This is a genomic window from Biostraticola tofi (assembly GCF_004343195.1).
GTDB classification, from domain to species: domain Bacteria; phylum Pseudomonadota; class Gammaproteobacteria; order Enterobacterales; family Enterobacteriaceae; genus Biostraticola; species Biostraticola tofi.
Window position 1 is genome coordinate 1 of record NZ_SMCR01000007.1, and the last position, 25,458, is coordinate 25,458.

Annotated in this window: 23 protein-coding genes and 3 pseudogenes; 11 read left to right on the top strand and 15 right to left on the bottom strand. The window is 50.9% G+C overall.

Features of this window, described 5'->3' with window-relative positions; translation table 11 throughout:
- Positions 1 to 419: 419 nt before the first annotated feature.
- A pseudogene (locus EDC52_RS14020) lies at positions 420 to 1,243 on the top strand (LysR family transcriptional regulator); the annotation flags it as partial.
- Here EDC52_RS14020 and EDC52_RS14025 read toward each other — a convergent pair.
- From EDC52_RS14025 to EDC52_RS14030, 3 genes and pseudogenes are all read right to left on the bottom strand, one after another.
- Positions 1,179 to 2,132: pseudogene (locus EDC52_RS14025) on the bottom strand (aldo/keto reductase); the annotation flags it as partial. The pseudogenes EDC52_RS14020 and EDC52_RS14025 sit on opposite strands and share 65 nt — an antisense overlap.
- Positions 2,084 to 2,254: pseudogene (locus EDC52_RS20520) on the bottom strand (aldo/keto reductase); the annotation flags it as partial. The pseudogenes EDC52_RS20520 and EDC52_RS14025, both read right to left, overlap by 49 nt.
- Positions 2,182 to 2,388 (bottom strand): hypothetical protein, encoded by a 207-nt coding sequence (locus tag EDC52_RS14030; RefSeq protein ID WP_456236573.1) that lies wholly within the window; start codon positions 2,386 to 2,388, stop codon positions 2,182 to 2,184. The pseudogene EDC52_RS20520 and the gene EDC52_RS14030, both read right to left, overlap by 73 nt.
- A 386-nt stretch (positions 2,389 to 2,774) precedes the next feature.
- Between EDC52_RS14030 and EDC52_RS14035 the strand changes: the two genes are divergently transcribed.
- Positions 2,775 to 3,413, top strand: coding sequence for a glutathione S-transferase family protein (locus EDC52_RS14035; RefSeq protein WP_131865969.1), 639 nt, complete (start codon positions 2,775 to 2,777; stop codon positions 3,411 to 3,413).
- Between the two features lie 196 nt (positions 3,414 to 3,609).
- Here EDC52_RS14035 and yahO read toward each other — a convergent pair whose 3' ends face one another.
- Positions 3,610 to 3,879 (bottom strand): DUF1471 family periplasmic protein YahO, encoded by a 270-nt coding sequence (gene yahO, locus EDC52_RS14040; protein WP_131865970.1) that lies wholly within the window; start codon positions 3,877 to 3,879, stop codon positions 3,610 to 3,612.
- Positions 3,880 to 3,907: 28 nt separating this feature from the next.
- Here yahO and EDC52_RS14045 point away from each other — a divergent pair, with 28 nt between their 5' ends.
- Positions 3,908 to 4,090 (top strand): hypothetical protein, encoded by a 183-nt coding sequence (locus EDC52_RS14045; RefSeq protein ID WP_131865971.1) that lies wholly within the window; start codon positions 3,908 to 3,910, stop codon positions 4,088 to 4,090.
- Positions 4,091 to 4,125: 35 nt separating this feature from the next.
- On the opposite strand, the gene EDC52_RS14050 is transcribed toward EDC52_RS14045, so the two are convergent.
- From EDC52_RS14050 to EDC52_RS14080, 7 genes are all read right to left on the bottom strand, one after another.
- A complete protein-coding gene (locus EDC52_RS14050; protein WP_131865972.1) occupies positions 4,126 to 5,262 on the bottom strand; it encodes an HlyD family secretion protein in 1,137 nt (378 codons plus the stop codon).
- Between the two features lie 5 nt (positions 5,263 to 5,267).
- Complete coding sequence (locus EDC52_RS14055; RefSeq protein WP_131865973.1) at positions 5,268 to 5,591, bottom strand: DUF3302 domain-containing protein; 324 nt, start codon at positions 5,589 to 5,591, stop codon at positions 5,268 to 5,270.
- A gap of 78 nt (positions 5,592 to 5,669) precedes the next feature.
- Positions 5,670 to 6,338 (bottom strand): DUF3313 domain-containing protein, encoded by a 669-nt coding sequence (locus EDC52_RS14060; RefSeq protein ID WP_131865974.1) that lies wholly within the window; start codon positions 6,336 to 6,338, stop codon positions 5,670 to 5,672.
- Positions 6,339 to 6,761: 423 nt separating this feature from the next.
- The gene (locus EDC52_RS14065) at positions 6,762 to 8,888 is read right to left on the bottom strand and encodes a hypothetical protein (protein WP_131865975.1); all 2,127 of its coding nucleotides are present in this window, start codon (positions 8,886 to 8,888) and stop codon (positions 6,762 to 6,764) included.
- A 24-nt stretch (positions 8,889 to 8,912) separates the two neighbouring features.
- The gene (locus EDC52_RS14070; protein WP_131865976.1) at positions 8,913 to 10,778 is read right to left on the bottom strand and encodes an STY4199 family HEPN domain-containing protein; all 1,866 of its coding nucleotides are present in this window, start codon (positions 10,776 to 10,778) and stop codon (positions 8,913 to 8,915) included.
- Positions 10,779 to 11,025: 247 nt separating this feature from the next.
- Entirely contained in the window at positions 11,026 to 12,651 is a 1,626-nt protein-coding gene (locus tag EDC52_RS14075; RefSeq protein WP_131865977.1) for a glycoside hydrolase family 43 protein, read from the bottom strand.
- A gap of 10 nt (positions 12,652 to 12,661) precedes the next feature.
- Complete coding sequence (locus EDC52_RS14080) at positions 12,662 to 14,050, bottom strand: glycoside-pentoside-hexuronide (GPH):cation symporter (protein WP_131865978.1); 1,389 nt, start codon at positions 14,048 to 14,050, stop codon at positions 12,662 to 12,664.
- Between the two features lie 539 nt (positions 14,051 to 14,589).
- Here EDC52_RS14080 and EDC52_RS14085 point away from each other — a divergent pair.
- Both EDC52_RS14085 and EDC52_RS14090 read left to right on the top strand, forming a co-directional pair.
- A complete protein-coding gene (locus tag EDC52_RS14085; RefSeq protein WP_131865979.1) occupies positions 14,590 to 15,306 on the top strand; it encodes a FadR/GntR family transcriptional regulator in 717 nt (238 codons plus the stop codon).
- A gap of 2 nt (positions 15,307 to 15,308) precedes the next feature.
- Positions 15,309 to 16,046: an IclR family transcriptional regulator gene (locus tag EDC52_RS14090; RefSeq protein WP_131865980.1), complete on the top strand. Its 738-nt coding sequence runs from the start codon at positions 15,309 to 15,311 to the stop codon at positions 16,044 to 16,046.
- A 26-nt stretch (positions 16,047 to 16,072) separates the two neighbouring features.
- Here the strand turns inward: EDC52_RS14090 and EDC52_RS14095 are convergent, their stop codons facing one another.
- From EDC52_RS14095 to EDC52_RS14105, 3 genes are read right to left on the bottom strand one after another with little or no spacing between them, the layout of a single operon-like run.
- On the bottom strand, positions 16,073 to 17,191 hold the full coding sequence (locus EDC52_RS14095) for a CaiB/BaiF CoA transferase family protein (RefSeq protein WP_131865981.1): 1,119 nt from the start codon (positions 17,189 to 17,191) through the stop codon (positions 16,073 to 16,075).
- The gene (locus EDC52_RS14100; RefSeq protein WP_131865982.1) at positions 17,188 to 18,345 is read right to left on the bottom strand and encodes a CaiB/BaiF CoA transferase family protein; all 1,158 of its coding nucleotides are present in this window, start codon (positions 18,343 to 18,345) and stop codon (positions 17,188 to 17,190) included. The genes EDC52_RS14095 and EDC52_RS14100 overlap by 4 nt, the downstream gene beginning before the upstream one ends.
- A 2-nt stretch (positions 18,346 to 18,347) precedes the next feature.
- Positions 18,348 to 19,490 carry an extracellular solute-binding protein gene (locus tag EDC52_RS14105; RefSeq protein ID WP_131865983.1) on the bottom strand — a complete coding sequence of 381 codons (1,143 nt, stop codon included), beginning with the start codon at positions 19,488 to 19,490 and terminating at the stop codon, positions 18,348 to 18,350.
- A gap of 262 nt (positions 19,491 to 19,752) precedes the next feature.
- Between EDC52_RS14105 and EDC52_RS14110 the strand changes: the two genes are divergently transcribed.
- The 6 genes from EDC52_RS14110 to EDC52_RS14135 are packed head-to-tail and all read left to right on the top strand — an operon-like array spanning position 19,753 to position 24,514.
- Positions 19,753 to 20,763, top strand: coding sequence for an L-rhamnose/proton symporter RhaT (locus EDC52_RS14110; protein ID WP_131865984.1), 1,011 nt, complete (start codon positions 19,753 to 19,755; stop codon positions 20,761 to 20,763).
- On the top strand, positions 20,750 to 21,844 hold the full coding sequence (locus tag EDC52_RS14115) for a Gfo/Idh/MocA family protein (RefSeq protein WP_230468061.1): 1,095 nt from the start codon (positions 20,750 to 20,752) through the stop codon (positions 21,842 to 21,844). The genes EDC52_RS14110 and EDC52_RS14115 overlap by 14 nt, the downstream gene beginning before the upstream one ends.
- 18 nt (positions 21,845 to 21,862) lie before the next feature.
- Positions 21,863 to 22,729: an amidohydrolase family protein gene (locus tag EDC52_RS14120; protein WP_131865985.1), complete on the top strand. Its 867-nt coding sequence runs from the start codon at positions 21,863 to 21,865 to the stop codon at positions 22,727 to 22,729.
- Between the two features lie 54 nt (positions 22,730 to 22,783).
- Positions 22,784 to 23,686, top strand: coding sequence for a dihydrodipicolinate synthase family protein (locus EDC52_RS14125; RefSeq protein WP_131865986.1), 903 nt, complete (start codon positions 22,784 to 22,786; stop codon positions 23,684 to 23,686).
- A 22-nt stretch (positions 23,687 to 23,708) separates the two neighbouring features.
- Positions 23,709 to 24,041, top strand: coding sequence for an L-rhamnose mutarotase (locus EDC52_RS14130; protein WP_131865987.1), 333 nt, complete (start codon positions 23,709 to 23,711; stop codon positions 24,039 to 24,041).
- A gap of 20 nt (positions 24,042 to 24,061) precedes the next feature.
- Positions 24,062 to 24,514 carry a MaoC family dehydratase gene (locus EDC52_RS14135; protein WP_131865988.1) on the top strand — a complete coding sequence of 151 codons (453 nt, stop codon included), beginning with the start codon at positions 24,062 to 24,064 and terminating at the stop codon, positions 24,512 to 24,514.
- Here EDC52_RS14135 and choX read toward each other — a convergent pair.
- Entirely contained in the window at positions 24,511 to 25,458 is a 948-nt protein-coding gene (choX, locus tag EDC52_RS14140; protein WP_131865989.1) for a choline ABC transporter substrate-binding protein, read from the bottom strand. The genes EDC52_RS14135 and choX overlap by 4 nt on opposite strands.

The window sequence follows — 25,458 nt, forward strand, 5'->3', positions numbered from 1 at the left end:
GAACTCATGGGTAAATGTTTTTCTTCGCATTCTCACCTCGTTAGCGTTGCTCATTATATCTCTAACAAAGTGTCCGGTTTGATTAGACCATTACATTGCCATAGATAGCATCAGCTCTATGAGGGAGCAGTTTCTCTTGGCGTAGATTTCTGACCGAAGCCACCCGTTATTCCCATCTCAATTGCGCCGTTCATGAAATGATAACCCATACTCCCTGTCGCCCCATTCACGAGCAATGCCATGACAAACCTGCTGATAATCCACATATATTCTCGGTACCAACCGGACATCCATTATCATTATTGTCCATGATAAGACTAAAATGATTTTGTCTATCAACCCCCTTCATCAATTCTCTTGGGGGGAATGCTCCAATCAGGAAATCGCCAATGCTCTAAGAAAACTTCAATGAACTACAAATCTTGCTGGTGGTTGCCAGAGAGCGGAGTTTTACCAAAGCGGCCGGTAAGCTGGGGGTCTCCCAGTCCGCACTGAGCCATGCGATAAAAGCGCTGGAAGAGCGGTTAAACCTCCGTCTTTTGACCCGAACCACCCGAAGCGTTGCCCCGACAGCAGCGGGAGAGAGAATTATTGCCTGCCTTGAACCCCGGATAGCCGATCTTGAGCAGGAGCTGGAGTCACTGGTGCAACTCAATGGCACCGCTTCAGGCAATATCCGTTTATCCGCCGGGGAGCATGCCGCGCAAAGTCTGGTATGGCCCAACTTAAAACCCTTCCTCAGGGAATATCCAGCAATCAAGGTCGAACTGGTGGTGGATAACGGCTTTGTTGATATTGTCGAGGGGGGGTTGATGCCGGCATTCGCCTGGATGAAAGCGTGGATAAGGACATGATCGCCGTGAGGATTGGGCTGGATATGCGAATGGCTGTCGTGGGAGCACCGTCTTATTTCGCTGCAAATCCTGTACCTGAAACGCCGCACGAGTTACAAAATCATCGGTGCATCAATATGCGCCTGCCGACAGCCGGTGGGCTTTACCACTGGGAGTTTGAGAAGGAAGGGAAACCGTTACGGGTCAGAGTGGAAGGGCAGCTAACATTTAATCTGCAGGCAGAAAGGATCGATGCCGCTTTATCTGGATTTGGCATTGCCTGTGTTCCACAGGATAGGGTTGAGGATTATATAAAGTCACAACAACTTATCCAGGTTTTGCCGGACGGGTGTCCTTCTTTCCCTGGATATTATCTGTATTACCCCAGCCGCAAACAGCATCCACACGCTGCAGTTTGGTGGTGCCAGGGATGGGAACAATCCACGGCTTTTGGGCCAGCAGCCATGCCAGCGCGATTTGTGCGGACGTAACGCCTTTCTCTGCAGCCAGTTCACCCAGCAATGAGACCAGCTTTTCATTGGCTTCAATCGCCTGCTCGGCGAAACGCAGCACGGTGCTGCGGTAATCATCCTTGCCAAACGTCGTTCCTGGTTTAATCGAACCCGTCAGGAAGCCTTTGCCTAATGGGCTGAATGGCACAAAACCAATGCCAGCTCCTCCAGTAACGGCAGTATCTCCTGCTCAGGCTGGCGCCACCACATCGAATATTCGCTTTGCAGGGCAGTAACCGGTTGTACAGCATGCGCGCGTCGAATGGTTTGCGCGCCGGCCTCGGAAAGACCGAAATGCTTGACCTTTCCTTCAGCAATCAGGTCTTTTACCGTGCCCGCCACATCCTCAATGGGCACCTGTGGATCGACGCGATGCTGATACAGCAGATCAATCACTTCTGTTTTAAGACGGCGTAAAGGCCCCTCTACCGCTTCACGGATATGCTCTGGACGGCTGTTCAACATTTGCTGCTTGTGATCATTGCCGAAGGTAAAACCGAATTTGGTGGCGATAACCACGCGGTCGCGAAACGGTGTTAAGGCTTCGCCGACGACCTCTTCATTCAAATACGGGCCATACACTTCAGCAGTATCAAAGAACGTGACGCCACGTTCAACCCCTGCGCGAATCAGTTCGATAGCCTGACGGCTCAGTCGCTGGGCCGTAGCCGTGGCTGAGCCCCATGCAACCGAGTCCAAGAGCTGACACGCCGAGTTCGGATTTACCTAGATAACGTTTTTGCGTACTGTTTTGGCCAGCGAAACGATGCCGCGCTGGAGAAGCCATCGCAGGACAACCTGGCTCACGCTTTTGCCATACTTCTGACCTAGCGCCGTTAATACCGGATGTTGAAACAGACCATTTTTACCTTCTGCAAACGGTGCCCAGGCTTCGGGCTGAATGCCGCGGTATCAATCAGGCGATATCCCGTTTCAATAGCATCGATAACGGCTTTCTCGCACTCGGCTGCATCGGTCATTTGAAATACGCCAAAACCCAGCAGGGGCATTTCAATGCCGTTATTTAGTTTTACCGTTGGCATGACGTTATCCTTCAGTTGTTGGGTCGGATAAGCATAACGCAGAGTGATTTATTCGATAAGGTGGGGTAATGGGCTAGGGCTTATTAGATCAGTTCATTCATCATGCCTGTGTCTGATGCCAGCTTGGGGCCAGAAGCAGACATTGAAACATTAATGGCATTGTTGCGTGATGAAACAGATGACGACGGGTGACTATCTCTCGTAAGGTAGGTGATGACTTTGAATACAAATACTGAGTCATCATGGGCAGGTTGCAAGTCAAACTCATATTATTCACTGGTAGCATTCAGCTCGGCGCGAAGGTAAAAAATACGCATGTGGATTACCAGAATGTTTAATTGTAATCATCCGCTGATTTTCTAAGCCGTTACAGACAGGAGTAATACGTGCTGACAGTATGGGGAAGGAAAACGTCATCCAACGTACAGGCTCTGATGTGGTGTATAGGGGAAATGGGTCTGTCTTATAAACGTCACGATGCAGGCCATAAGTATGGGGGTACAGACTCTGATGAGTTTTACGCGCTTAACCCCAATCGTACCGTACCGGTATTGCAGGATGACTCCAATACACCGCTGTGGGAAACAGGAGCGATATTACGTTATCTGGCTAACCGGTATGGGTCTGACAGCTTCTGGCCTGCTGAGCTGTTAGCTAAAACGGAAGTTGATCGATGGGCCGAGTGGTCAAAACTCAATATCGCTCAGGCATTTACTGCTCCCGTATTCTGGCGAGTCGTTCGCACGCCTGAAGACAAGCGAGATGCTGAGGCTATAAATTCAGCCGTGGAGTATTTTGAGACAAAGCTTCAAATTGCGGAGGAACGTCTGGCAAAGCATGACTTTTTAGTCGGGAAGGCCCTTACTTTGGCAGACATCCAGTTTGGTCATGTCCTGTACCGTTATTATGATATCAATATTGACCGCAGGACCCTTCCCAATGTGCAGGCATATTATATGCGGATGACTTCCCGCCAGGCTTTCCGTGAACATGTCATGATTTCTTATGATGAACTGAGAGCTTAGTCTCTAAACGATATTGACAATTCCCGACCAAGTAATGTTCTGGCTCAGACACTATAAAATGCCAGGGCGTGTTTAATGGGAAAAAATCATTCGTCTGGCTACATATTCTGGCAGCCGGGGGAGATAATCAAACTGCCCCGGAATATTTCAGGGGCAGTTTCAAATAACACAGGCATAGCCGCAATTCATCACAGCATTACTTTTTCTTATACACTTCTGCGGTACCATGCATTTTGTTTTTGGTGTTGGCTGAGGTCACAACATAAATATCTCCGCCTTTTTCATCGGCCATTTTGGACAATTCTGCTTTGGCATCCGCAGCAGAAACTTCTCCAGATGTCGTAATGCTGCCCAGGCTGACATAGTGATCTTTCACCTTGGCAAATTCTGCCTTGGGCATAAGATCTGCCGCCATTGCGCTAAAGGCAAATGCACTTAATAAAATACCCAGTATCGTGAGTTTCATATAACGTTCCTTTTGGCTGACAGTGAATATGGCTTGGAATATCAATCTAGTGGTATTAACATCTACGCTGGTAACGCTGGTAACGCTGGTAACGCTGGTAACGCTGGTAACGCTGGTAACGCTGGTAACGTTGGTAACGTTGGTAACTTTAATCACTCCGACGAACCTGTTTTATGAGTCCGTAAAGCATCCGCTATCGCGCTTTACCTGACGATAAAGATGCCGTCGTGCACTGAAATATCCCGGTTAATGATCAAGATAGAGGTAGTGCATCCAACTGGTCATGCGCAGCAGCACCTTACGCATGACCGAAACGTGGCTGAAGTGGTCTGAATAAACCGCCACCTGAGCGAAAATACCATCAGGCAAAGCGTCAACATCCGCATTCGGCGCTAACTCGATTATCGCCAGTACGCCATCGGTACCGGGCAGGATGGTCAGTGATTGCAAGGTGCCCTGGGCCTGATAGGTTCCGCCGGGAACAACCGGCAATACCCGGTTGAGTTTTCCCCGGAATACCTGGCCCGGCAGCGCATTGAATACCACTTCAGCTTCATCTCCGGCTTGGAGGCGCAACAGCGAGTTCTGTCTGAACTGAGCGATAATAAAGCGTTCCTGCTCGGGAATAAAAACCATCACCGGGCGTAGAGGTAGCGCTGCGGCGTAAGTGCCCGGACGAATAAGCACCTGGGTGACATAGCCATTACTTGGCGCACGGACCACCGTCTGTTCAAGGTTGTAGCGGGCTTCAGCCAACTGGGCCTTGATACTGACAATCTGGGATTGTTCGCCGTTAACCACACTGTTTAACTGGCTCCTGATCTGTGCCTGCTCAGCCAACGAACTTTTTACCAGCGCAGCCTGGGCAAGGTAATTTTGCCGCGCATGATCGATATCGCTTTCGGAGAAGGGGTTTACCTGGGCTTTGCTCCCTCGCAGATAGCGCTGGTAGTCCTTGGAGACACGGTCTCGTTCGGCAACCACACCCGCTGTATTGGCGATAGCTTCATCCAATTGTCCTCTGAGCACTTGCACATTTTGGGTCGTCGTCATTAAGTCTGCTTGTAACCGGTCGACGCGGGTTTGATATCGAGTCGGCTCTATTTTGAAAAGGACGTCGCCCTTTTTTATCAAGATATTCGTTTTATCCGTTACTTCGGTTACCACGCCGGTGACCTGTGGTGTGATCGGAATTGAAATAACCGCTTTCTGGGCCAGGAAGGTATAGGGATGATTATAATTCATTAATAAAATTAAGGCGCCGACTATAACTACACCTCCCAGGGCGGCGGTGGGTATCGTCCATTTATTTACCGGGATTTTAAATATTTTGAATATAGCCCAGGCCACGGCAACATAAGTAAGAATAATGAGTAAGTCCATGACAGTTACTCCGCAGAGGGTGTTTTGATTTCCCTGATCTCTTTTTCCAGTTTTGCCACTCTTTGCTGCAATTGTGAAAATGATTCTTGCTGGCTCTGCATCCCCCAGCCACGCTCAGGCTGATATAACGTGGCCCATATCCACAGAAATGGCCAAATAACATGAAGTGTAAATAAGCTGACCCAACCTGCTACATGTATTGCATCGGCATGAGGGTGGTTGCGTGCTTTGGCGATTAAATATGGAATGTCGTGAAGTATAATTATCCCGTAAAAAATGACTAAAGCGACAAAAACCAGTACGCCTAAAGCAAAATAATTGAGGAACATAGCGACCTCGACTGAACGAACTTACATGAATCAATAAATCCGGTTTACATCTGCCATCAGTTTATTATTTTTTCCGAGTTATGATTTAGGAAAATTCACCACATCCTTGACCATATCGTCGATAGCCTGTTTGACGTCGTTAACGGTGATCGGGTCGTTATTATCACCGATTGTTTTTCCGTAACCTTTACGTACCACGGCAATGACGGTTTTGCCGGTGTCCTTATCTACCAGGTTCATTTCAAAAAATAACACGGTATTTTGCGTACGGTTGCCGCTGGCGGCCATTGTCGTAGCAATTACCGCTGCCACTGGGATAACTTCATAATATTGCATGTCTTTATTTTCAGCCGTCACAGCGGTAATCGCGACTTTTGCTACCAGCACTCGCGAACCGGACGGATTAGGCAACAGCACTTGGCGTTGCGCCAGAGCATTCGTCAGGCGCAGGTTGGCGTAATCCTTGATTTTGTTTAGCGTATCCTGGCTAACGCGTTGATTCGGTTTAGCCGCGGGGTAGTAAACCAGGGGGGATATATAGATACCTCGGTAAGCTGATTCCTTAAAACCCGGCGCTATCCAGCGTAAGACTTCATGTCCGCTGGCAATCTCAGTTCGTTCCAATTTACTGTAGTCGGGCAGAAAACCCGAATACTCATCTGTTTCAGCGACTTTGGAGGAACAGCCCGCGAATAACATGCTCGCAGACAAAACTGCAACGACAATGCGTAAATGATTTATTTTCATTTTTTTCTCGAAAGATTTTCAAAAGGTATATTCAATATAGCACTCGCAAAAAAAGACGTTAGCGTCAGGCGGGTATTATTTAATTATTGGTTGCGATCTTGCTCACAATATTCTAAAGGAAGTCGCTGGTTAAAAAATCCAATCATTACTTAGGTTGGTAGCTATATATTTTAATGGGGCAGCATTGATAAGTGATATTATTTCTGCGTATGGTTTTATCACTGGCCGATATATCTGCATTCAACTTTACTTTCCCGGTCTGGGCTGGGGCAGATAAAAGCAGTGCTAGAGCATTGCCCCCCCGGTCCCGCATTTAACGTTAAGTTGTCCTCTTTGCAACAAAGAGGGAATGAAGGGTAAAAAAGCATGATATAAACGCATCATTCCCTGGGGTTAAAAAAAAATTTCTCTGGAATCCGCTGTTTATTCTTCCTTGGCGCTGACATCAAAAAACCAGAACAGCACAAAACCAATAAAACCAAACACCAATAAAATCACCAACGTATAGATTTCATACTGTGCTGCATCAGCAGCGATAGCCTGCATGTCCTCCAGAGAGGGGCCTGGGTTTTCTTTAAACATCATCAACTGCCATTCATAAAGATTGACCGTTTTGATCTCTTTTATCGGCTGCCAGATATGATTGGCCGCAACCCCCAGGCCAAGCGCAGAGAATAAAGCGCCATAAACTCGTTGGCGTTTTTCCTGGCGTTTGGCAATGGCCTGGCGCATAAGCTCATCCAGACGATCAATCTGTTCGATCAATGCTCGGCGCTGCTCAGACAGGCCCCATTGGCAGGAGAGGTTTTCCGTCAGCCGGTTATGCAATGCGTCGCTGCCGAGCAGGCTACTGTGATTAACCGCTTTCAGGGCCTGGGCCTTGGTATGCAGGATCATTTCGGTCCACTGGCTCAGATGCCGGATTTTTCCCTGTCGATAGCCGCTCTGCTGTGACTCGAGCAAATCATTGAGCCAGTCGTCAAGCTGTTGGGAAGAACGAGTGAGAAAACTGTCATAGGCCTGGCTGGCATCCGCTACCGCCACTGTCGCACCGAGCAAAATATCAAGTTGGGCCTGGTCATCCTGACGGCAATACAGCGTGACGCCATGACGGTGGCTGACCGCGAGAATATCGCCATACCAAGCGCTGTGGTAACTGTCGGCGGCGGGTAAGTCCGCCGGACTCTTCACCACCAGGGCTGGGTTGCTGTTCGCTGCCAGCCAGGCATGAAAGGTCGGCGTATCGATCATCCGCATCATCGGATCGATCGAGGGATCGGCTAGTGCGGCCTGGTGATGGCGAAAAACGCGGATACTTTTGCCGCCGGTACGGCCAGCCAACGCCGGCACACTGAACGGCACGATGGCCGGTGGCAGATAACGCGAAAAATAGCATTCCCACACCGCCGGTAATATGTCGTTGTGCCAGTCAAGGCGGGTGCCTGGTTCGCCGGTCGGCAGTCTTTTAGGCGCGGCTATCAGCGTGTGTCTTCCCTGATCATCGTACCAGGGTTGGGTTGGGGCTTCAGGCCGTAGCTGATGGCTGCCCGGCAGACGATAGCTTTCCAGAAAACGCGGTGTCTCACGCGGGCGCAGGCCGTGCCAGGCATCATTCTCGCGCTGCTCCAGACGGTGCCATAGCGCGTCCAGCCGCGTGCCCTGGACCGGATCCAGCGACACCACCATATCATTGCCGCTGCCGGCTTCCTGTGGTCGATAAATCGCCAGCAGGCCGAATCCATTACGCGTCCAGGTATGCTGCCGGTCGGTACGGGCCAGGATCTTCAGCATGCCGGAGGGCGATGCCTCGTTGATAAACAGCGCATCCACCACCGTCTGCCGGCGTCCATCAGCCAGATCGACCAACAGTTGGCAGGTCAACGCCCGCTGCAGCACCTGCCGATATAGTTGCCGCTCATAGCCCAGGCTGGCGACAGCCTGGCTGTATTGCCGGGTGTGTAATGGCTCAATACCCGCGGTCGGTTGCGGATTGGCTTCCATCATGGCCGCTAACAGCGCCAGACAGTTGATCAAACCCTCGCGAACCCAGCTGTTATTGGTTGAGGTATGTTCCGGCAGATAGGCATGGCCAAGGGCGGATAACAGGCAGGCGGCTGAGCGTTCGACCGTATCACCGTCCAGATAAATACCGCTCTCCCAGGCGCTGATATAGGCAAGCCAGGGTTCGCTTAACGGCGGTGCCGTCCCGGCCGGCTCCAGATGCTGCAAAAACAGCAACAGCGCCAGACAGGTATCAGGCGAAAAATCCTCGATGATGACCCGTTGCAGATGCTGGGGATCAGGCAGCTTCTGCCGCCAACGGGCCCATTGCTGCTGATCGGCCCGGACAATAAGTTCGCTCACCGAGCCATACTGAGCCTGCCGATAGCCTTTATGATTAAGCGCGACACCGCTGCTCTGGCGGTCGTCGTTACTGTCGCCAAGACCGATTAAAACAGTACCGGCGGCGGCATCCCGGGCCTGAGGATCCCATTCAAAGACCAGATGTGCCCAGGTGTTATCGTGTAACGGCATCGTATACCCTTTCATTTGGCTAACGCCGTTTATAGGCGGTTATTTGACCACGTCATAAATCTTCTGCTGGGCCTTGCTCCAGTTGTTATCGATAGCAATATTCGGTGGTTGACTCGCCTGTTTGACGCAATAATCTTTCACCGACTGCCTGATGGAGCGGCTTTGTATGTCGCCACTGATAAGCTTCACATTGATATCGGCCAGCAACGCATCATGCAGCGAATAAGTGGATGATCCTGATAAGGAAAAACGGGCGGCATCATCAAGCAGATTTTGAGCATTATTCGCCAGTAATCGACGTTCACAGGTATTTGCCGGCTCCCTGGCGGCCATTTCGCGATCATAGGCCTGACGTTGGCGTTGTTCGAAACTGACAGCGGTCGCCAGTTTGCCTTTAATCAGCTGCACATCCGCTGAAGATGAGCAAAATGCCTTTAGATAATTCACCTGGGAAGGGGTTAGCGAATCCCTGTTTGACAGAGTGCTAAGCATGCTGCTGCCGGACAGACCTTCACAGCCATTGGGTTCATCCATCAGTGATTTATGCTGCAGCAGCAATTCGAGGGTGCCGGGGTGGTTGTCGTCAGCCAACGCTTTCTGAGTGTAATAAAGCTTCCAGGGCATGCCGCCGTCGAGAAATAAACCGACTACCCGGTTATCGCCGCGCTCAATGGCCGAACGGAGATTCTGTTCTTCCCAGCTGATGCCGATATTGGCCAGTTCTTTGCGGGGATCGCTACTGGATTCTTTCTTGACCCCGGCGACCGTTTTACCCACTTCGCCCAGTTCGCTTCTGATGGTTTCGGTATTGACTAACGTTTTGGTCGACGTACCAAAGATCAGCAGCGAACCTATGGCCAATGCGGCAATACCGGTCAGGACCCAGACCATTTTTTTGCGCAGCAAGCCGGTATCCTGCTTGATGTCATCCAGCTTTTCATCGTGACGTTCAAGGCTTTCCCGAACGTGCTGGATATCGTCACCCAGCCGGTCGATTTTTTCAGCCGCTTGCAGGAAATACTGGCGCACCTCCGCTTCGCCGGCATCGAAGTAACCATCTGGATTGACCGAAACCCTGCCGTCGTCAAAGGCCTCCTGTACCGGCTCGGCAATTTCATGGTAACAACGGTCCAGCAGGGCAATCTGTACCGTGGTGACGCGTTTATGATGTGCCAGTCGGTTGCGAATGGAGCGAATATCTTCAAGATAGGTTTGCAGCGTTTTGCGCTTGTCATTCATCAAACTGAGCAGCGGGGTGGTGTGATAGAGCGCAGAGTAGTGGTCTGTGTACTCTTTTTTGTCGACAAACAGCGAGGCCAGTTCACTGAACAGCGTGCCGCTCAATATATCATCGCGATCGGCCGCTTTAAGCCAGGACTGGACGCGTTCATCGCCAAACAGCTGTCTGAGCTGTTTCACCAGCGTTTGTTGGTTGCGATAGGCTTGGTTGATAAGGCTGCGGATCATCAACTCCAGCGCCCGAACCTGCTGCTGGCTGCGTAATTGTTTCTTTTCACCCGGCTGATGCAATTCGGTAGCGTAGCTGAAAAGGGGCTGCTGTTCTTTCAGGCGTTCGAGCTGGTTCACGAATCTCAAGGCCGCCATCAGCAGATTATGGGAGGCCGGCCGCTGGTGGTCATGCTGGCTGAGCAGCTTTCGGAAGATGCGTAATGTATGGGTAAACTGGGTCATTTGCGGGTCGTTAAGCCCCAATCGCTGGCCAACCTTATCCCAGCCGCCCAGATCTTGCCGAGCCTTTTGCAGTAAATCATAAAAGGCGTCCGGGTCGGCCGCCGTTGCGCCAGTCAAACCCAGTACCGGCAGGATTTGGTCAAATGCCTGGCGACAGATGACCAGGCAGGCGGCAAAATCATCCTGAATCATGTTATTTGATATATCGGCCATTATTTTCCTGAGATTTTATGCTGCGCATGGCAATCCATCATCCTGGCCCAATCATTTAAGTCTCAGGCAGTCTTCCTGGTCGCCCTAAGTTCCCTCATGGTGTGATTATTCTTGAAAGTTCACCCATGAGTCAACTTATCAGTGTGTTAACTCATGGGTGTCGTCATGTTTATGATAGGGGAGCCTCAGCAATATCAGGTCTACCCCAGCCAGTAGCTGACATTTTTTTGATTAACATAAAGTCTTATCAGGATGCTTGCGGCTCGTGCGGCACATAATGAAGATAATCAAAATCGGCAAAGCAGGATTGATGACTGATATCTTCACAATGCAAACCGACAAACGCACCGGTAAAGAAACCTTTGCCGATATTGTAGTCATCTGAGAGCTTCCACGAGGCTAATTGATAAGGCAGGATTTCCCATTTATGCCCATCAAAAGAATAGCTATAACTGTAGTGCAACCCGTCTACTGTGACTTTAAGCCAGATATATTCCACGTCCTGTGGAATACCTATACCTGCATCCCACAGCCAATATCGAGCTTCACCTTTATCCACCTCCATTAATTTGAGCACGCGCTGGCCGTCATAGTCGGTGGTGACGCAGCAGTATGACCAGCACTGGGTGCTGTAGTAACAGGTCAGGCCGGCCGATTGCTGGAAATGGATTGGATTGAATGAAAGCCGAGTTTCGGCAGTAAAATGGAAATGTTTCCAGCGCATGGCAACGGTCGACTGGATAAACGTCGAGACTAACGAGTCATTGCCATAAAGTCGCAAATGGCCAGGACGTGCGCTCAGTGAGCCTAGCTGGCTGCTGAAGGGGACTCGCAGCGTCTGCAGTTCATCTCCCAGGCTGCCGCGGCCAAAGTCATAGAGATATTCTTTTTCTGGTTGCCGGCTAACAGTGGTTCTGTCGGCGGGGGCCTGCACGGAGAGAGCGGGGTGGCTGTCCTGTATCCAGGGCCAGCCATCGCGCCATTCCACTTTAGCAATAGCCGTTTCTCTGCCCAGTGGACAATAGCCGCGTACTTCACTGGTAAGCAGTGCCATTTCCGGACGCTTAAGCGGACGGCTGGTCAGGTAAACCATATACCATTCATCTTCGCCAAAGCAGATCAAGGACCCATGACCGGCTTTCTGCAAGGGAAAACGCGGAATGTCCCATGAGGAAAGAATGTGCCATTCAGGATGCAGTTCATAAGGCCCCTCAATATCACGCGAACGGGCAACAGTGACCGCATGGGCATAACGGGTGCCGCCTTCGGCGGTAAACAGATAGTAATAGCCATCTTTAAAATAAATATGCGAGGCCTCTGTATATTTAAGATCGGTGCCCTCAAAGATGACTTTCCATTGGGGAGCGAGTTTTTTTTGCTCATGGAAATATTCCTGCAGCACGATAGTGTTGTGGGGATTGCTGTGATGCTGTGGCCCCCACAGCCGGTAGGTCAGGTATTTCCTTCCATCATCAGCGTGATACAGGGATGGGTCAATGCCGCCGGCGCCCAATAAAACCGGATCGCTCCACGGGCCATCGATATCTTCAGCGGTAATCAGATAGTTATAGCCGGTCTTCCAGGGCGCATTAACCACTTTGATATTGGTGAACACAATCCAGAATAAACCGTCATGCCAGGTGATATCCGGTGCCCAGATACCGCCGGAGTCCGGGTTACCCATCATGTCCAATTGCCTGGTCTCATTCAGGGCATAGCCTTTGAACGCCCAATTGACCATGTCGGTTGAATGATAGATACGAATACCCGGAAACCATTCAAATGAAGAGGTAATGATATAGTAGTCGTCGCCCTTACGACATATGCAGGGATCGGGGTTAAAACCGGTAATGATCGGATTTTGAATGGCCATGAGATGCTCCTTATTTAGTGGCATGGGCCGGCTCATTGTTCAATGACGTCAGGGCGGTCGCATCGGCCTGTTGGCGTTTTACATTCAACTCAGCAGTGATGCCGGCCACCGTTTTACTGTCCAGTTTATAGATAAACAACAGGGCGATTTGCAGGCCAGAAAAAACCGAGGGGAAGATGCAGAAAATAGCCTTGACCATCAGCGACACTGAGGGGTCTTGAATCACTGCTCCGGGTTGGTAATGGGCAAAGTGTAACGACCATCCCAGCAATGCACCGCCAAAAGCCAGCCCCATTTTAATACTGAACAAATAAGTGGAGAAAATTAACCCATCCAGACGATGGCCGCTGCGATGCTCCTCATAGTCAACAATATCTGAAGCCATTAGCCACTGCAGCGGGTTGGTAAGATTAAAAAACAACATGAAGACCATGTTCAGGCCAAATATCATCATGATATTTTCATTAGGCGTCATGAAAATGATGATGTTGAGGATGATATAAATAAGTACTGTTATTTTGCAGCTTTTAATTCTGTCGTATTTACCGAGTAATTTGGCTGAAAGCAGCGAGCCTACCATCGCCGCCAGGCTGCCGTAGAACACAAACTGAGGGGCCAGTTCCGGATGGTCCACAACATATTTGACGAAATACATCATGGCGCCGACGCGGATGGTATTAGACGCCGAGCCGACAATTTTGAACAGCATGATGATGCGCCACTGGGTATTCTTCCACAGGACTTTTATATCTTCTTTGATATTGAAATGGCTGCCTGCATTCAAAACATGGTTTTCTTTTGTCAAGGCAAAGCAGAGGAAAAAACACAGCGTTCCTAACGCGCCCAAAATGGCCATGGCGCCAAAATAACCAATGGCTTCATTGCCCTTGCCAATGATTTTGACCAGTGGCAACGCCACGCCAGATACCACTAATGCCGCCAGGGCAGCCATAAAGAAACGCCATGACTGCAGAGAGTGCCGTTCAGCCGGGTCAGAGGTTAGTGCCGCCGGCATTGAGCAGTACGGTACGTTTACCGCTGTATAAGCCAGCGTCAGCAGTATATACGTCACGGCCGCGTAGACTACCCGGCCTTGGTAGCTGAAATCAGGGGTATAAAAGGTGATGGCCATAATCAGGCCAAAGGGAATGGCGCACCACAGAATATATGGCCGGAATTGGCCATAGCGCGTTCTGGTCCGATCTACTATCATGCCCATCAAAGGATCTGTAATGGCGTCCAAGAGCCGGGATATCAAAAATATTGTCCCCATCGCCGCTGCCGAAATACCAAACACATCGGTATAGAAATAGGCCAGAAACAGCATGGTAGACTTCCATACAAAATTCGATGCGGTATCGCCCAAGCCGTAACCGATTTTTTCTTTAAAAGTAAGCATAAACTTATTCCGTTTATTTTATGTAGGGGAAGTAGGGAAGTTGATACTATATGCAGGGCAGGGGTTAAGTTCTTTTGTGATATTGCGTATGTATGTTATGGAAATTCACAAGTTTTACCTTCGTCACATAATTACTATTGTACCCAGTTAAGTCGTGATGGTGCCGATAGGAAAAGAGAATGTATTTAGTGTAGACGCCAAATTATCTGCATTCATTTTTATGCATTTGCCCATCATTGTTGATGGTTTACGGAATAGGCAGCGCCTAATTATGGCTTATTTAATCTGGTCAAGCTGTCAAAAAAGCGATAAGTGCGCAAAGAGCATAAAGGATGAAATTATCGGTGATTCCATGTAACAACTATTTTCATCGTTCGATGCCTGATTTTATCCTTAGCGCTCAGATCGCTGGGGCCAGTACTACGTTGAGCAAGGATGATTTAACCGCCGGGGCCTGAACTTAGCCAAGACCATTGCGCTGCGGCCGACGAAGCTTTAAATTCATATACATGAACGCAGTACTCATCAGGAGATAGGCAATGGAGGTAACTGCACTGAAAAAAGTGACGCTGACAGAGCAGATAATGGAGCAAATCGCCTCACAAATCGCGTCTGGCAAGCTCAAGCCAGGGCAACGATTGCCTAACGAGCGGGCGATGGGCGAGATGTTTAACGTCACCCGCAGCCGGGTGCGTGAAGCGTTGCGCGCTTTGGCGCTGATTGGGCTGATTGAAATCAAACCTGGCGATGGAAGTTACGTTTCTGAAAAAACGCCCCATCTGCCTGAAGAAACCATTAGCTGGATATTCCATCGGGAGGTACACAATCTCGATGAAGTCTATGCCGCCCGTAAGCTGATTGAAGAGGAAGTGTATCTGACGGCTGTCGATACTGCCGGCGCTGATGAAAATATCCGGCTGCAGGAGTTGGTTGACCGCATGTCGCTGGCCTCTTCAGCCGGGGCCAGTCCTGAAGTTTATCATCAGTTACTGGATGATTATGATCTGCTGATGGGCCGAATCTGCGGCAATCAAATCTACAATAAATTGATGCAGACTATCGTACTGCTGCGAAAGGACTTTTCCAGTAAATTGCTGCATGCTGATGGCGCTATAGCCCACAGTTTGAAAATGCGTCTGAAAATTCATGACGCTTTTATCCGGCGCGACAGAGTGTTACTGAAAAAGAATCTGCACAGTTTTTATCAGGCATCGCGTAAATTTTATGACACCGTGGCGAACAACAAAGATAACTGATTATGGCAAAGGTAAAATCTGCTGAGCGGACATTCAGGCTAATCGAGTTGGTCGCGGGTAATCGCCATGGGCTGACTTTTTCTCAAATGCAGGCCAGTCTGGAGATCCCGCGAAGCTCGGCCCACAGTCTTATTCAGGAATTTCTTGATAATGACTATCTGATCTATCTTCCCGATAATCGAAAATACTATGCCGGACTGGCGTTGATTAAAATGGCGGCAAACTGTATAGAGACCACCGATCTTATTCAGGATTTGCGTCTGCTGACTACCTTTCTCAGTAAAAAGCTGGGTAAAACTTCCCACGCGGCCATTCTAGACGGCAATCAGGTGGTTTATCTGGCCAAAGCGCAGGGGGGGGAAGATGTTTCGTTAATGCGCAATATCGGCAATCATCTGCCCGCTCACTGCACCGCCGTGGGTAAAATGCTGCTCAGCCAGTACGCTGATAATGACGTTATGCAACTGTATGCCGACCGGCCGCTGGAGAAAATGACCCTGGACTCCATTGGCACTATGGCGGTGCTGCTGCATGAACTGAAGCAGGTTCGCCGGCAGGGCTATGCCATTGAGATACGAGAAGCCAATGAGAGGGCGGCCTGCCTGGCGTTACCGCTCTATACGTCGTCCGGAAAAATGATCGCTGCTTTCAGCCTGACCTGTCTGGCATATGAATGGGAGGAACTGGCCTTGGATAACGCTCTACAGGTGATGAGAGAAAGCCGGTTAATGGTGCAGTGAACCGCTATCCGGCTTTTTTGATATCATCAGGGATTATCAGCACCCAGCGGCGGGGCGCCGACCGGGCTTAAAAAAACGTCGCCGTCGATTTTAATCGGGCAGCGAGTGGTCAGCAGCGATTTGCCGCTAGGTAGGGTTAATTGCTGTACCATCTTCAAGGCCTTGAATCCTTCGCTGGCGTATAGCTGTTCCCAATCCATAACCTTGGCGCACCAGATATCTTCTTGTTCCAATATAGACAGCCAGCTGTCGCAGTCTTTCGTCTGCAGGTGGTCAATCAGCAGGGTTTTGATCTCGTCCCGGTAACTGAACCAGGTGTCTGGCTGGGTGTAGGTGGTCAGTGCCGGGCAGCCAAGTAATTCACCTAAACGGGGGATCGGTGTCATGGCCAGCGCCAGGTATCCCCGGGCGGTAGGATAAATGCCATAGGGCGCGGAAAGGTAGGCGTTGGCATTATTGACCGCACTTCTGACCGGATCCTGTTGGCCGTCATTCATCCAGGTGGTCAATACCTCGAACTGCAAATCCAGCACCGTATCCAGTAAACTGACCTGCACTTGGCAGCCACATCCGGAAGTGATGCGCTTGACCAGACCGGCCATAATGCCCTGGACCAGATAGTCGCCGGCGAAAATATCCGTTACCGAAAGGCCAAACGGCAACGGAGGCTGGCTGGCATCGCCATTAAGATGGCAAAGGCCGGACAGCGCTTGAATCAGCAGATCCTGGCCGGGACGTTTCACCCACGGACCCTCATCGCCATAGCCTGATATTTCACCATAGATAATCGCCGGATTGATGGCTTTCAGCGACCTGTAATCAAGACCCAAGCGAGACGCCACCCCAGGGCGAAAGTTAAAAATAACCACATCGGCATTTTGAATCAGCGGCAGCAGGGCATCGTGCTGGGCCGCATTCTTCAGGTCGACGGTAATGCTTTTCTTATTGCGGTTGATGGCATGGAACAAGGAGCTGTCGCCATCGATCTGCAACGCTGAAATATACAGTCGACGGCAGATATCGCCACCGTCCGGATTTTCGATTTTGGTGACCGCCGCACCTAAATCAGCCAGACGCAGCGCGGCGGAGGGGCCTGAGAGAAATTGGCTGAAATCCAAAACGTTAATACCGGCGAGCGGCTTCATAAGTCAACCCCGGCAAGATTGAAGTCGGCAGTGATGCTGGCGGTATCTTCGCCCAGCCGAGGGGCGGATTTGGCGATGGCGCTGCGTTGGCCATTGATGCGCAGCGGAGAACGTAGCATACGAATGTGCTGACCCGATGGCAGCCTGACTCGCTGGGTGATATCCAGCGCTTTGAACCCCTCGCTGGCAAATAGCGTCTTCCAGTCATATACCTCCGAGCACCAGAATTCATGTGCATCCAGCAACCTAGTCCAATGCTCGGTTGGCCGGGTCAGCAGAATATCGGCGATCAGGTTTTTAATGCTATCGCGGCAACTGAACCAGGTCGCGGGATCGGTATAGCGAGCAAGCTCGTCAGACTGGAAGATTGCCGCCAGCGCGGTAACGCTGCCCATCGCAATCGCGATATGGCCATCTTCGGTCGGATAGATGCCGTAAGGCGCAGCCAGCCACGCATGAGCATTATTTTTGGCGCAACGGTTGGGCACCTGGTGACCGTCGTTCAGCCAAGTGGTCAATACTTCGAACTGCATGCTGAGCACTGATTCCATTAGGCTGATTTCAACTCGTCCTCCCTGTTGGGTTTTGCCTCGGCGTAGCAGACAGGCCAGAATGCCTTCGACCAGATGGGCTCCTGCCAGCGAGTCGGCGACTGAGAGTCCAAACGGCGTCGGCGGCTGATGGCGATCGCCGTTAAGCCAGGCAAGACCCGACATGGATTGAATCAGCAGATCCTGGCCAGCTTTGTCGGCCCAGGGGCCCTGACTGCCATAGCCGGTCACCGAGGCATACACTAAACGGGGATGCTGAATGCGCAGCGCCTCATAGCCCAAGCCTATTTTATCCATCACTCCGGGGCGAAAATTTTCAATCAAGACGTCAGCCTGGGCAATCAAATTTTTGACGCGCTGTAAGTCCGAAGGATCTTTCAGATTGGCGCAAAAACTTTCTTTACCGCGGTTGATAGTATGAAATAACAGGCTGTCTTCACCCACCCTCTGGTTGCGCAAAGTCAACTGCCTACTGGCATCACCGGTCAATGGTCGTTCCACTTTGATAACCCGGGCGCCCAAATCGGCTAAACGCAGCGCTGCCGAAGGCCCGGCCAGGAACTGGCTAAAATCCAGTACCACTAAACCTGACAAAGGAAACATAGCTACTCCAGTCCCTGCTGGGATGTTTGATAAAGGTGGTTCAATTTTTTTAGGGTAGCGCTGCTGTCGCCACCGTCCATCACCCAGTCGCGCACCAGGTCTCCGGCCCGGTCCTGGAACGTCAGGAAACCGCTGTAGCGGGGACGCTTGGCCGATCTGTCCAGGGTTGCCAGGGTATCTTTGAAGAAATCGAGGCTGCGCCGATTAACCTCTGCGTCCAGCCACGCGCCGCGATGGCCAGGCTGGCCGCCGCTGTCGAAAAACAAGGTTTTCTGGATATCCGGTGAGGCGGTAAAGCGAGCATAGTCCAAGGCGGTATCCAGATGTCGACAGTGAGCTGAGATGGCAAGGCCGGTGCCGCCCAGTACCGTCTGCAAGGGATTTCCCTGATAACTGACCACATCAGTGGCTTTCAGTATCGAACGGGCATAGCCCAAGCGGGAATAATTTGAATAGCCGTAAGCGTAGGGACAGTAGCTCCAGGTATCCTGACTTGAAAGCAACTCATGAACCTCAATGGGATCCCAGTCAAACAGCTGCCGAGGACAATGACCGGCCAGTTCACGCAGCGCTTCGAGGGCGTTTATGGCAGTATGGTTATCGGTAATTTTCTCTCCATCAAACCAGGTATTTCCCTGAGTAGCGCACAGCATCAGGAAGTCCATCAACAGATTAATCGGTATGCCGGCGTAAATGACCCGCCCTTGTCTAGCCAGGGCCAGTAAGTCCTCCCAGGTTGCGGGCAGCTCGAAACGTCCGGTGGCCAGATGATCCGGGCGATAAACGGCTACCGGGGCGGCTGCATCGATTGCCAGCGCGGTCTGAAATCCGTTGAACTCATAGCTTTCATGGGATCCGCCCACCGAATGCGCCGCTTGATCGGCCAGGTAATCAGCAGGCAGGTGATTCTGCAACGGCAGCAGTATGGATTTCTGGGCGACAAATCCGGCCCAGGGATGGTCAATCACCAGCAAATCGTATTCGCTTGCCAGCGCATCCAGGCTGCCGTCAGCGAAGGCCTGCAGCGAACGCTTTTCCCATTGAATATCCACCTGGGGATGCAGTTCGCCGTAGCGCTGCGCCGTGGATACCACTGAGGTAAAACCGCGGCTGTGGCCCCAGGTAATCCCCCTCAACGTCACCATAAAAAACTCCTTTTCCAATCAATGTCACAGAAAATTGGTACTACCACGCTACCATTGAGGCATAAAAATGCAGCGGCTTGTAGATCAATTCGGTGAAATTGTGACCGATGCTTTAAAAAAGAAATCTGAGAGATATTTCGTTTGACCAATTAAATAATGAGACTTAGTTTCCATGTAGTTCACACATATAAACCAGTGTTCTCATACGAGAACTGACGGTTTATGCGGTTTTTCATATCATAACAATAATAGGGGAAGCATTATGCTGGCGGGATTTATTGTTTTGATGATCGCTTGTATGTTCCAGGGCAGCTTTGGATTAGGGATGAAAAATTATCGTCCTTTCTCGTGGGAAGCATTCTGGGTAATATTTTCGATTATAGGTATTCTGATTATTCCCATTGTCTGGACCTGGATCGAGGTTCCGGGTTTTTACCAATATATTGCCGCAACACCGCCCTGGATACTGGCAATAGCCGCCGCCTGTGGATTTTTGTGGGGCGTCAGCGCTATTTGGTATGGCAAAGGTATCGACTGTATTGGTATGTCATTGACCGTTGGCATCAATACCGGCGTGGGATGTTCGCTGGGCTCGTTGATTCCTTTGTTTATTCTAGGGAATATGCCCTCCTCACACTCTCTGGCCTGGCTACTGGTCGGGATGGCGGTAATGATATTAGGTGTCGGCATTATTACCCGGGCCGGCATTCTGAAAGATAAAGAATCCAGGCAGGATGCCAGTCGTATCAGAAACCCGAAGTTTGTCAGCGGCCTGGTTATGGCCTTGGCCTCAGGTTTCGGCACCGCCGCGATGAATATTGGCTATACCTACGCCAGCCGCGCGAGTTCGCTGGCCGTTGAAGACGGTATCAATCCGGTCAGCGCCAGCCTGATTGCCTATGTCATCGTATTTGCCAGTGGCGGTTTTGTCTCCAATCTGGGTTATGCCTTATGGATGCTGAATAAAAATAATACTTTCAGTGACTTCTCTCGCCGCGGATCGTCCTTTGCCTGGTTCAAGGCGCTGCTGACCGGCGGTATCTGGTTTGCCGCGCTGGGACTGTACGCCAAGTCCACCGCCCTGTTGGGGGACCTGGGCCCGGTCATCGGCTGGATTGCATTCCTGTCAGGCGCGCTGATTATTTCAAACGCCTGGGGGTTGAAAACCGGCGAATGGCAAGGTTATGAGCGACCGAAAAGAGTCATGCTGTTGGGCAATGCGGTGCTGGTGCTGTCGGTGGTGATCGTCGGTTATGCCAATGGCTTATCTTGAAGATAAAGGGGAAAATATCATGTACATGATGACTCAGGTAACGATGCCTGTCGAAAAAAAACCTATAGCTATCATAGGCGCCGGTGGCATTGTGACCGACTCGCATCTGCCTGCTTATCAAAAAGCCGGCTTCCAGGTTCTGGCCATTTATGACCGAGATGCAGAAAAAGCGAAATCCGTTGCCGGCCAATGGGGGATTGACTCGCCCTGCCAAACGATAAATGAATTGATTCGGATTGCTGTCAGCCGAGGCTGTGTATTTGATATTGCCGTGCCGGCTTCTGAAATTATCAGCATTATCAATCTATTGCCTAAAAATTCAGCAGTATTGATTCAAAAGCCCATGGGAGAAACAATCGAGCAGGCAAAAGAGATTCTTGACTGTTGCCGCGATAAGAGAATGGTTGCCGGTATTAATTTCCAATTACGTCGGGCGCCTTTTATGATCGCGGCGAAATCGATGATTGAGCAGGGCAAGTTGGGTGACATTCATGACGTTGAAATGCGCGTAGTCTGCCAGACACCATGGAACCTATGGAAATTTTTATTTGAAAAAGAGCGAATGGAAGTTAATTACCACAGCATCCATTATATCGATGCTATTCGCTATTTCCTTGGCGATCCGCAGGCGGTTTATTGTAAAACCATGAAACATCCTAAAATGATGGAATTAGCACAGACGCGATCCTCAATTATCATGGATTATGGCGATATTATTCGGGCTAATATACATACCAACCACGGCCATGATTATGCTGCCGCTAAACAGGAATGTTTCTTCAAAATTGAAGGGACCCGAGGGGCAATTAAAATTCAAATCGGCGTGATTCTTAATTATCCCCAGGGCAGCGTTGACAAATTCGAATATATTCTGGATGACGGCAAGGGATGGCGGGAATTGCCGATTGAAGGGAGCTGGTTTCCAGAGGCATTCATCGGCCCAATGGCCGGGCTACAGTGCAAAATGGAAGATGAACACTATGAATACCTAAACAGTGTCGAGGATGCATGGAAAACCATGTGCGTGGTTGAGGCCTGTTACCGCTCATCAACCGCCGGCGAAACACCGGTCATTTACTGAGTTTTAGCGAGGCCTCCTATGTTGCGGATCACCGATACACATATTCATCTCTGGGATTTGTCGCGTTTCGATTTGCCGTGGCTGGCAGGAGTGCCGGCGCTAAACCATGATGTGAGCTGGTCCGATTACCAGGCCTGTAGCCACCAGGCAGAGTGGAAAGTGGATAAAGCGATGTATGTGGAAGTCGATGTGGCGCCATCTCAACGAGATGATGAAAGCCGCTACCTGTATAAAATTTGTGAAGATCAGACAACGGCGGTTTGCGCCGGCATCATCTCACTGGACTTGCTGCAGCCCAACACAGTGGAACGCTGGCTGGAGTCAGGTCAGAAACATCGCTGGGTAAGAGGGGTGCGCCATGTTCTGCATGTTGACAGCCAACCGCCGGGAAGCTGTCTGCATCCGGTCTTTATCGAAAATGTAAATGCACTGGGGCAGGCCGGCTTATGCTTCGAGGCGTGCCTGCGTAATGAAGAGTTATGCGATTTAGTGACACTGGCCGAACGCACCACTGAATCGGTTCTGGTGCTGAATCACATGGGCAATGTCGATGCCAGCAGGCTGGAACAGCAGCCGTCTTATCGGCAGCGCTGGCAGCAGAATATCCGCTTACTGAGTCAGTTCGACTCACTCTATTGCAAGGTATCAGGCATCAATGTGCCTGACCAGGCGGATATGCGGCTGGTCAGGCCGGCGGTGGAGTATGCCTTGAATTCCTTCAGAGAAGACCGGGTGGTGTTTGCCACTAATTTTCCGGTCTGCAATCTCGGCACCGGGCTCGCACCCTGGGTTGAAACAGTGAGAACCCTCACCGCTGGCCAGGGCAGTGGCTATCAGTCAAAGTTATTTCGGGAAAATGCGAACCGACTCTACCGCTTGGCGTGATCAGTATCTCACTCGGTCGAGTCGCTAAACACACTGTTATCATAGGAGAAGCGTATGTCAGTCATATTCAAAGGCATCATTCCGCCGGTACCGACCTTGTTTGACGAAAAGGAACAGTTTGATGAAACCGCCATGCAGAGGCTGATTGACCATCTGGTGGCAACCGATGTGAATGGTCTGTTTTTTTTGGGCAGCGCCGGGGAATTCGCCCATATGTCGGATGCGCTGCGGCAGCGGGTGATGAAGTTTTGCATCGAAGCAGTAGGAGGCCGTAAGCCGGTGTTGGTCGGTATTGCTCATCCAGGAACCCAGGCAACCATCGACTTTGGTCACCTGGCGCAGGAGTATGGCGCCGATGGCGTGGTCGTGGTTAACCCCTGGTATAACCCGTTAGCGGAAGACTATTTGTTTGAACACTTCCGCTATATTGCCGAGCAACTGACTCTACCGATCATTATCTATAATTTTCCTGCTCTGACCGGCCAGTCTATTCCGGTATCCTGTATTACCCAGCTGGCGCTGGCCTGCCCAAACATCGTCGGTGTTAAAGATACCGTCGATACGCTCAACCATATCCGTGAAGTTATTCATGCAGTCAAACCACTGCGTCCGGAGTTTGCGGTATTTTCCGGCTACGATGAATATCTGCTCGGCACATTGATTCTAGGCGGCGATGGCGCTATTCCCGCCAGCGCAAATTTTGCACCGCAGTTGACCTGCGGCATCTACCGCCACTGGCTTGCTAAGCAATTTGCCGAGGCCAATGCGCTGCAAATCCGGCTTTCATGGATCCCGGCGCTGTATAGTCTGGATGTCCCTTTTTACAACGTCGTCAAATATGCTCTGACGCTTATCGGCCTTGACCTGCCGGTTTATTCACTCAAGCCTACCGGCCCGCTCAGTGAAGAAAGAAAAGCCAGGGTTCGCGAGGCATTGCAGAATAGCGGTGTTATTTAATTAATCTCCTGAGGAGGTAGCCATGAAAAACACTCGGCGCTTTGGCGGCGTGATCAAGGTTAAGCCTGAAAAATACCCTTACTACGCCCAATTGCATGCCAACCCATGGCCGGAAATCAATGCCATGATCACGTCCTGCAATATCAGCAATTACTCGATCTATTTTAAAGATGGCTATCTCTTCAGCTATTTCGAATACCAGGGAGAAAATTATCAGGAAGATATGCAGAAAATGGCAGCCGATCCCGCTACCCAAGCTTGGTGGGAAGAGTGTATCCCTTGTTTGACACCGTTGGACAGCAGGGCGGAAGGAGAGCTTTGGGCAACAATGGACGAAGTTTATCACCTGGATTAACGACCTGTTGGAGTCATCTTATGTTCATTGAAAAATACTTTGAAGATTTTTCCGTTGATGATGCCCGTACCACCCTGGGCCGTACCATCACAGAAAGCGATATTGTGCTGCATGCCGGCCAGACCGGGGATTTTTATCCGCACCATATGGATGCCGAATGGTGCAAAAGCCAGCCTTTTGGCCAGCGTATTGCCCACGGCACCTTAACCTTTGCTATCGCTGTGGGCATGACCGCCGGTGACATCAACACCCGCGCCATGACCTATGGCTACGAAAAGCTGCGCTTTCCCAAGCCGGTATTTATTGGCGATACGCTCCACGTCGCCATCCGCATTAGCGAGAAAAAGGATCACCCGCGTAAAGCCGCCTACGGTCTGGTGACCGAACAGTTGGATGTGCTGAATCAGCAGGGCGACTGTGTGCTGGCCACCCAGCATGTGCTGCTGGTGGAGAAACGCGGTGCGCAGCCCTAAATCCCCAACGCTTTCCTGACGACACCTTCAGCCGGTTCGCCATTACGGGTGGTGATACCGCTGAGCCAGCCGGATAACAGTTCGGGCCGCTTGGCCAGCGCCGCCCGGGCAGCCTGTTCCGGACTTTGCTTAGCATCCAGCACGCGGGTGATAATGGCGTTTTCCAGCGGTACGTCAAATTTGAGCTGGCTAAACAGCCGATTGAGATTCGGACATTGGTCGGCAAAATCTTTGCGCGTCACGGTATTGACGGTGGCGCTGCCATAGTTGGCGCCAAACCAGGCATCCCCGCCGCTCAGATAAGTCAGCTTGAAGCGGGTATTCATCGCATGGGGTTCCCAACCCAGAAACACCACCCACTGTTTGCGGCTGACGGCGCGGGTCACCTGCGCCAGCATCCCGCTTTCGCTGGATTCTACCAGGTTCCAGTCCTGCAGCCCGAAGTCGTGCTTATCAAGCATGTTTTTGATGTTCTGGTTAGCCGGCGCGCCCGGCGCTATGCCATAGATTTTATGACTGAACTTATCGGCATATTTCTGCAGATCGGCGAAATCTTTTACCCCGGCCGCCGCCACATAGTCCGGTACCGCCAGGGTAAATTTAGCTGCCGGCAGATTGGCGCCCAGCACCTTGACCGAGCCATCATCGGTAAACTTGGCGATGACCGGCGCCTGGGCCGGCATCCAGTTGCCCAAGAACACGTCCAATTGGCCGGTTTTCAATCCCTGGAAGGCCAGGGCAACCGACAGGTTCTGAACTTTCTGCTGGTAGCCCAGGGCATTGAGCACGATGCCTGACAGCGCATTGGTGGCGGCAATGTCGGTCCAGCCGGGATCGGACTGGTTTACCGTGGCGCAGCGAGCCTCCTCGGCGGCGAAAACGCTCTGCGGCACTATACCGGCAGTGGCCAGCCATAAAAGCGTGGTGAGTTTCTTCATCATCAT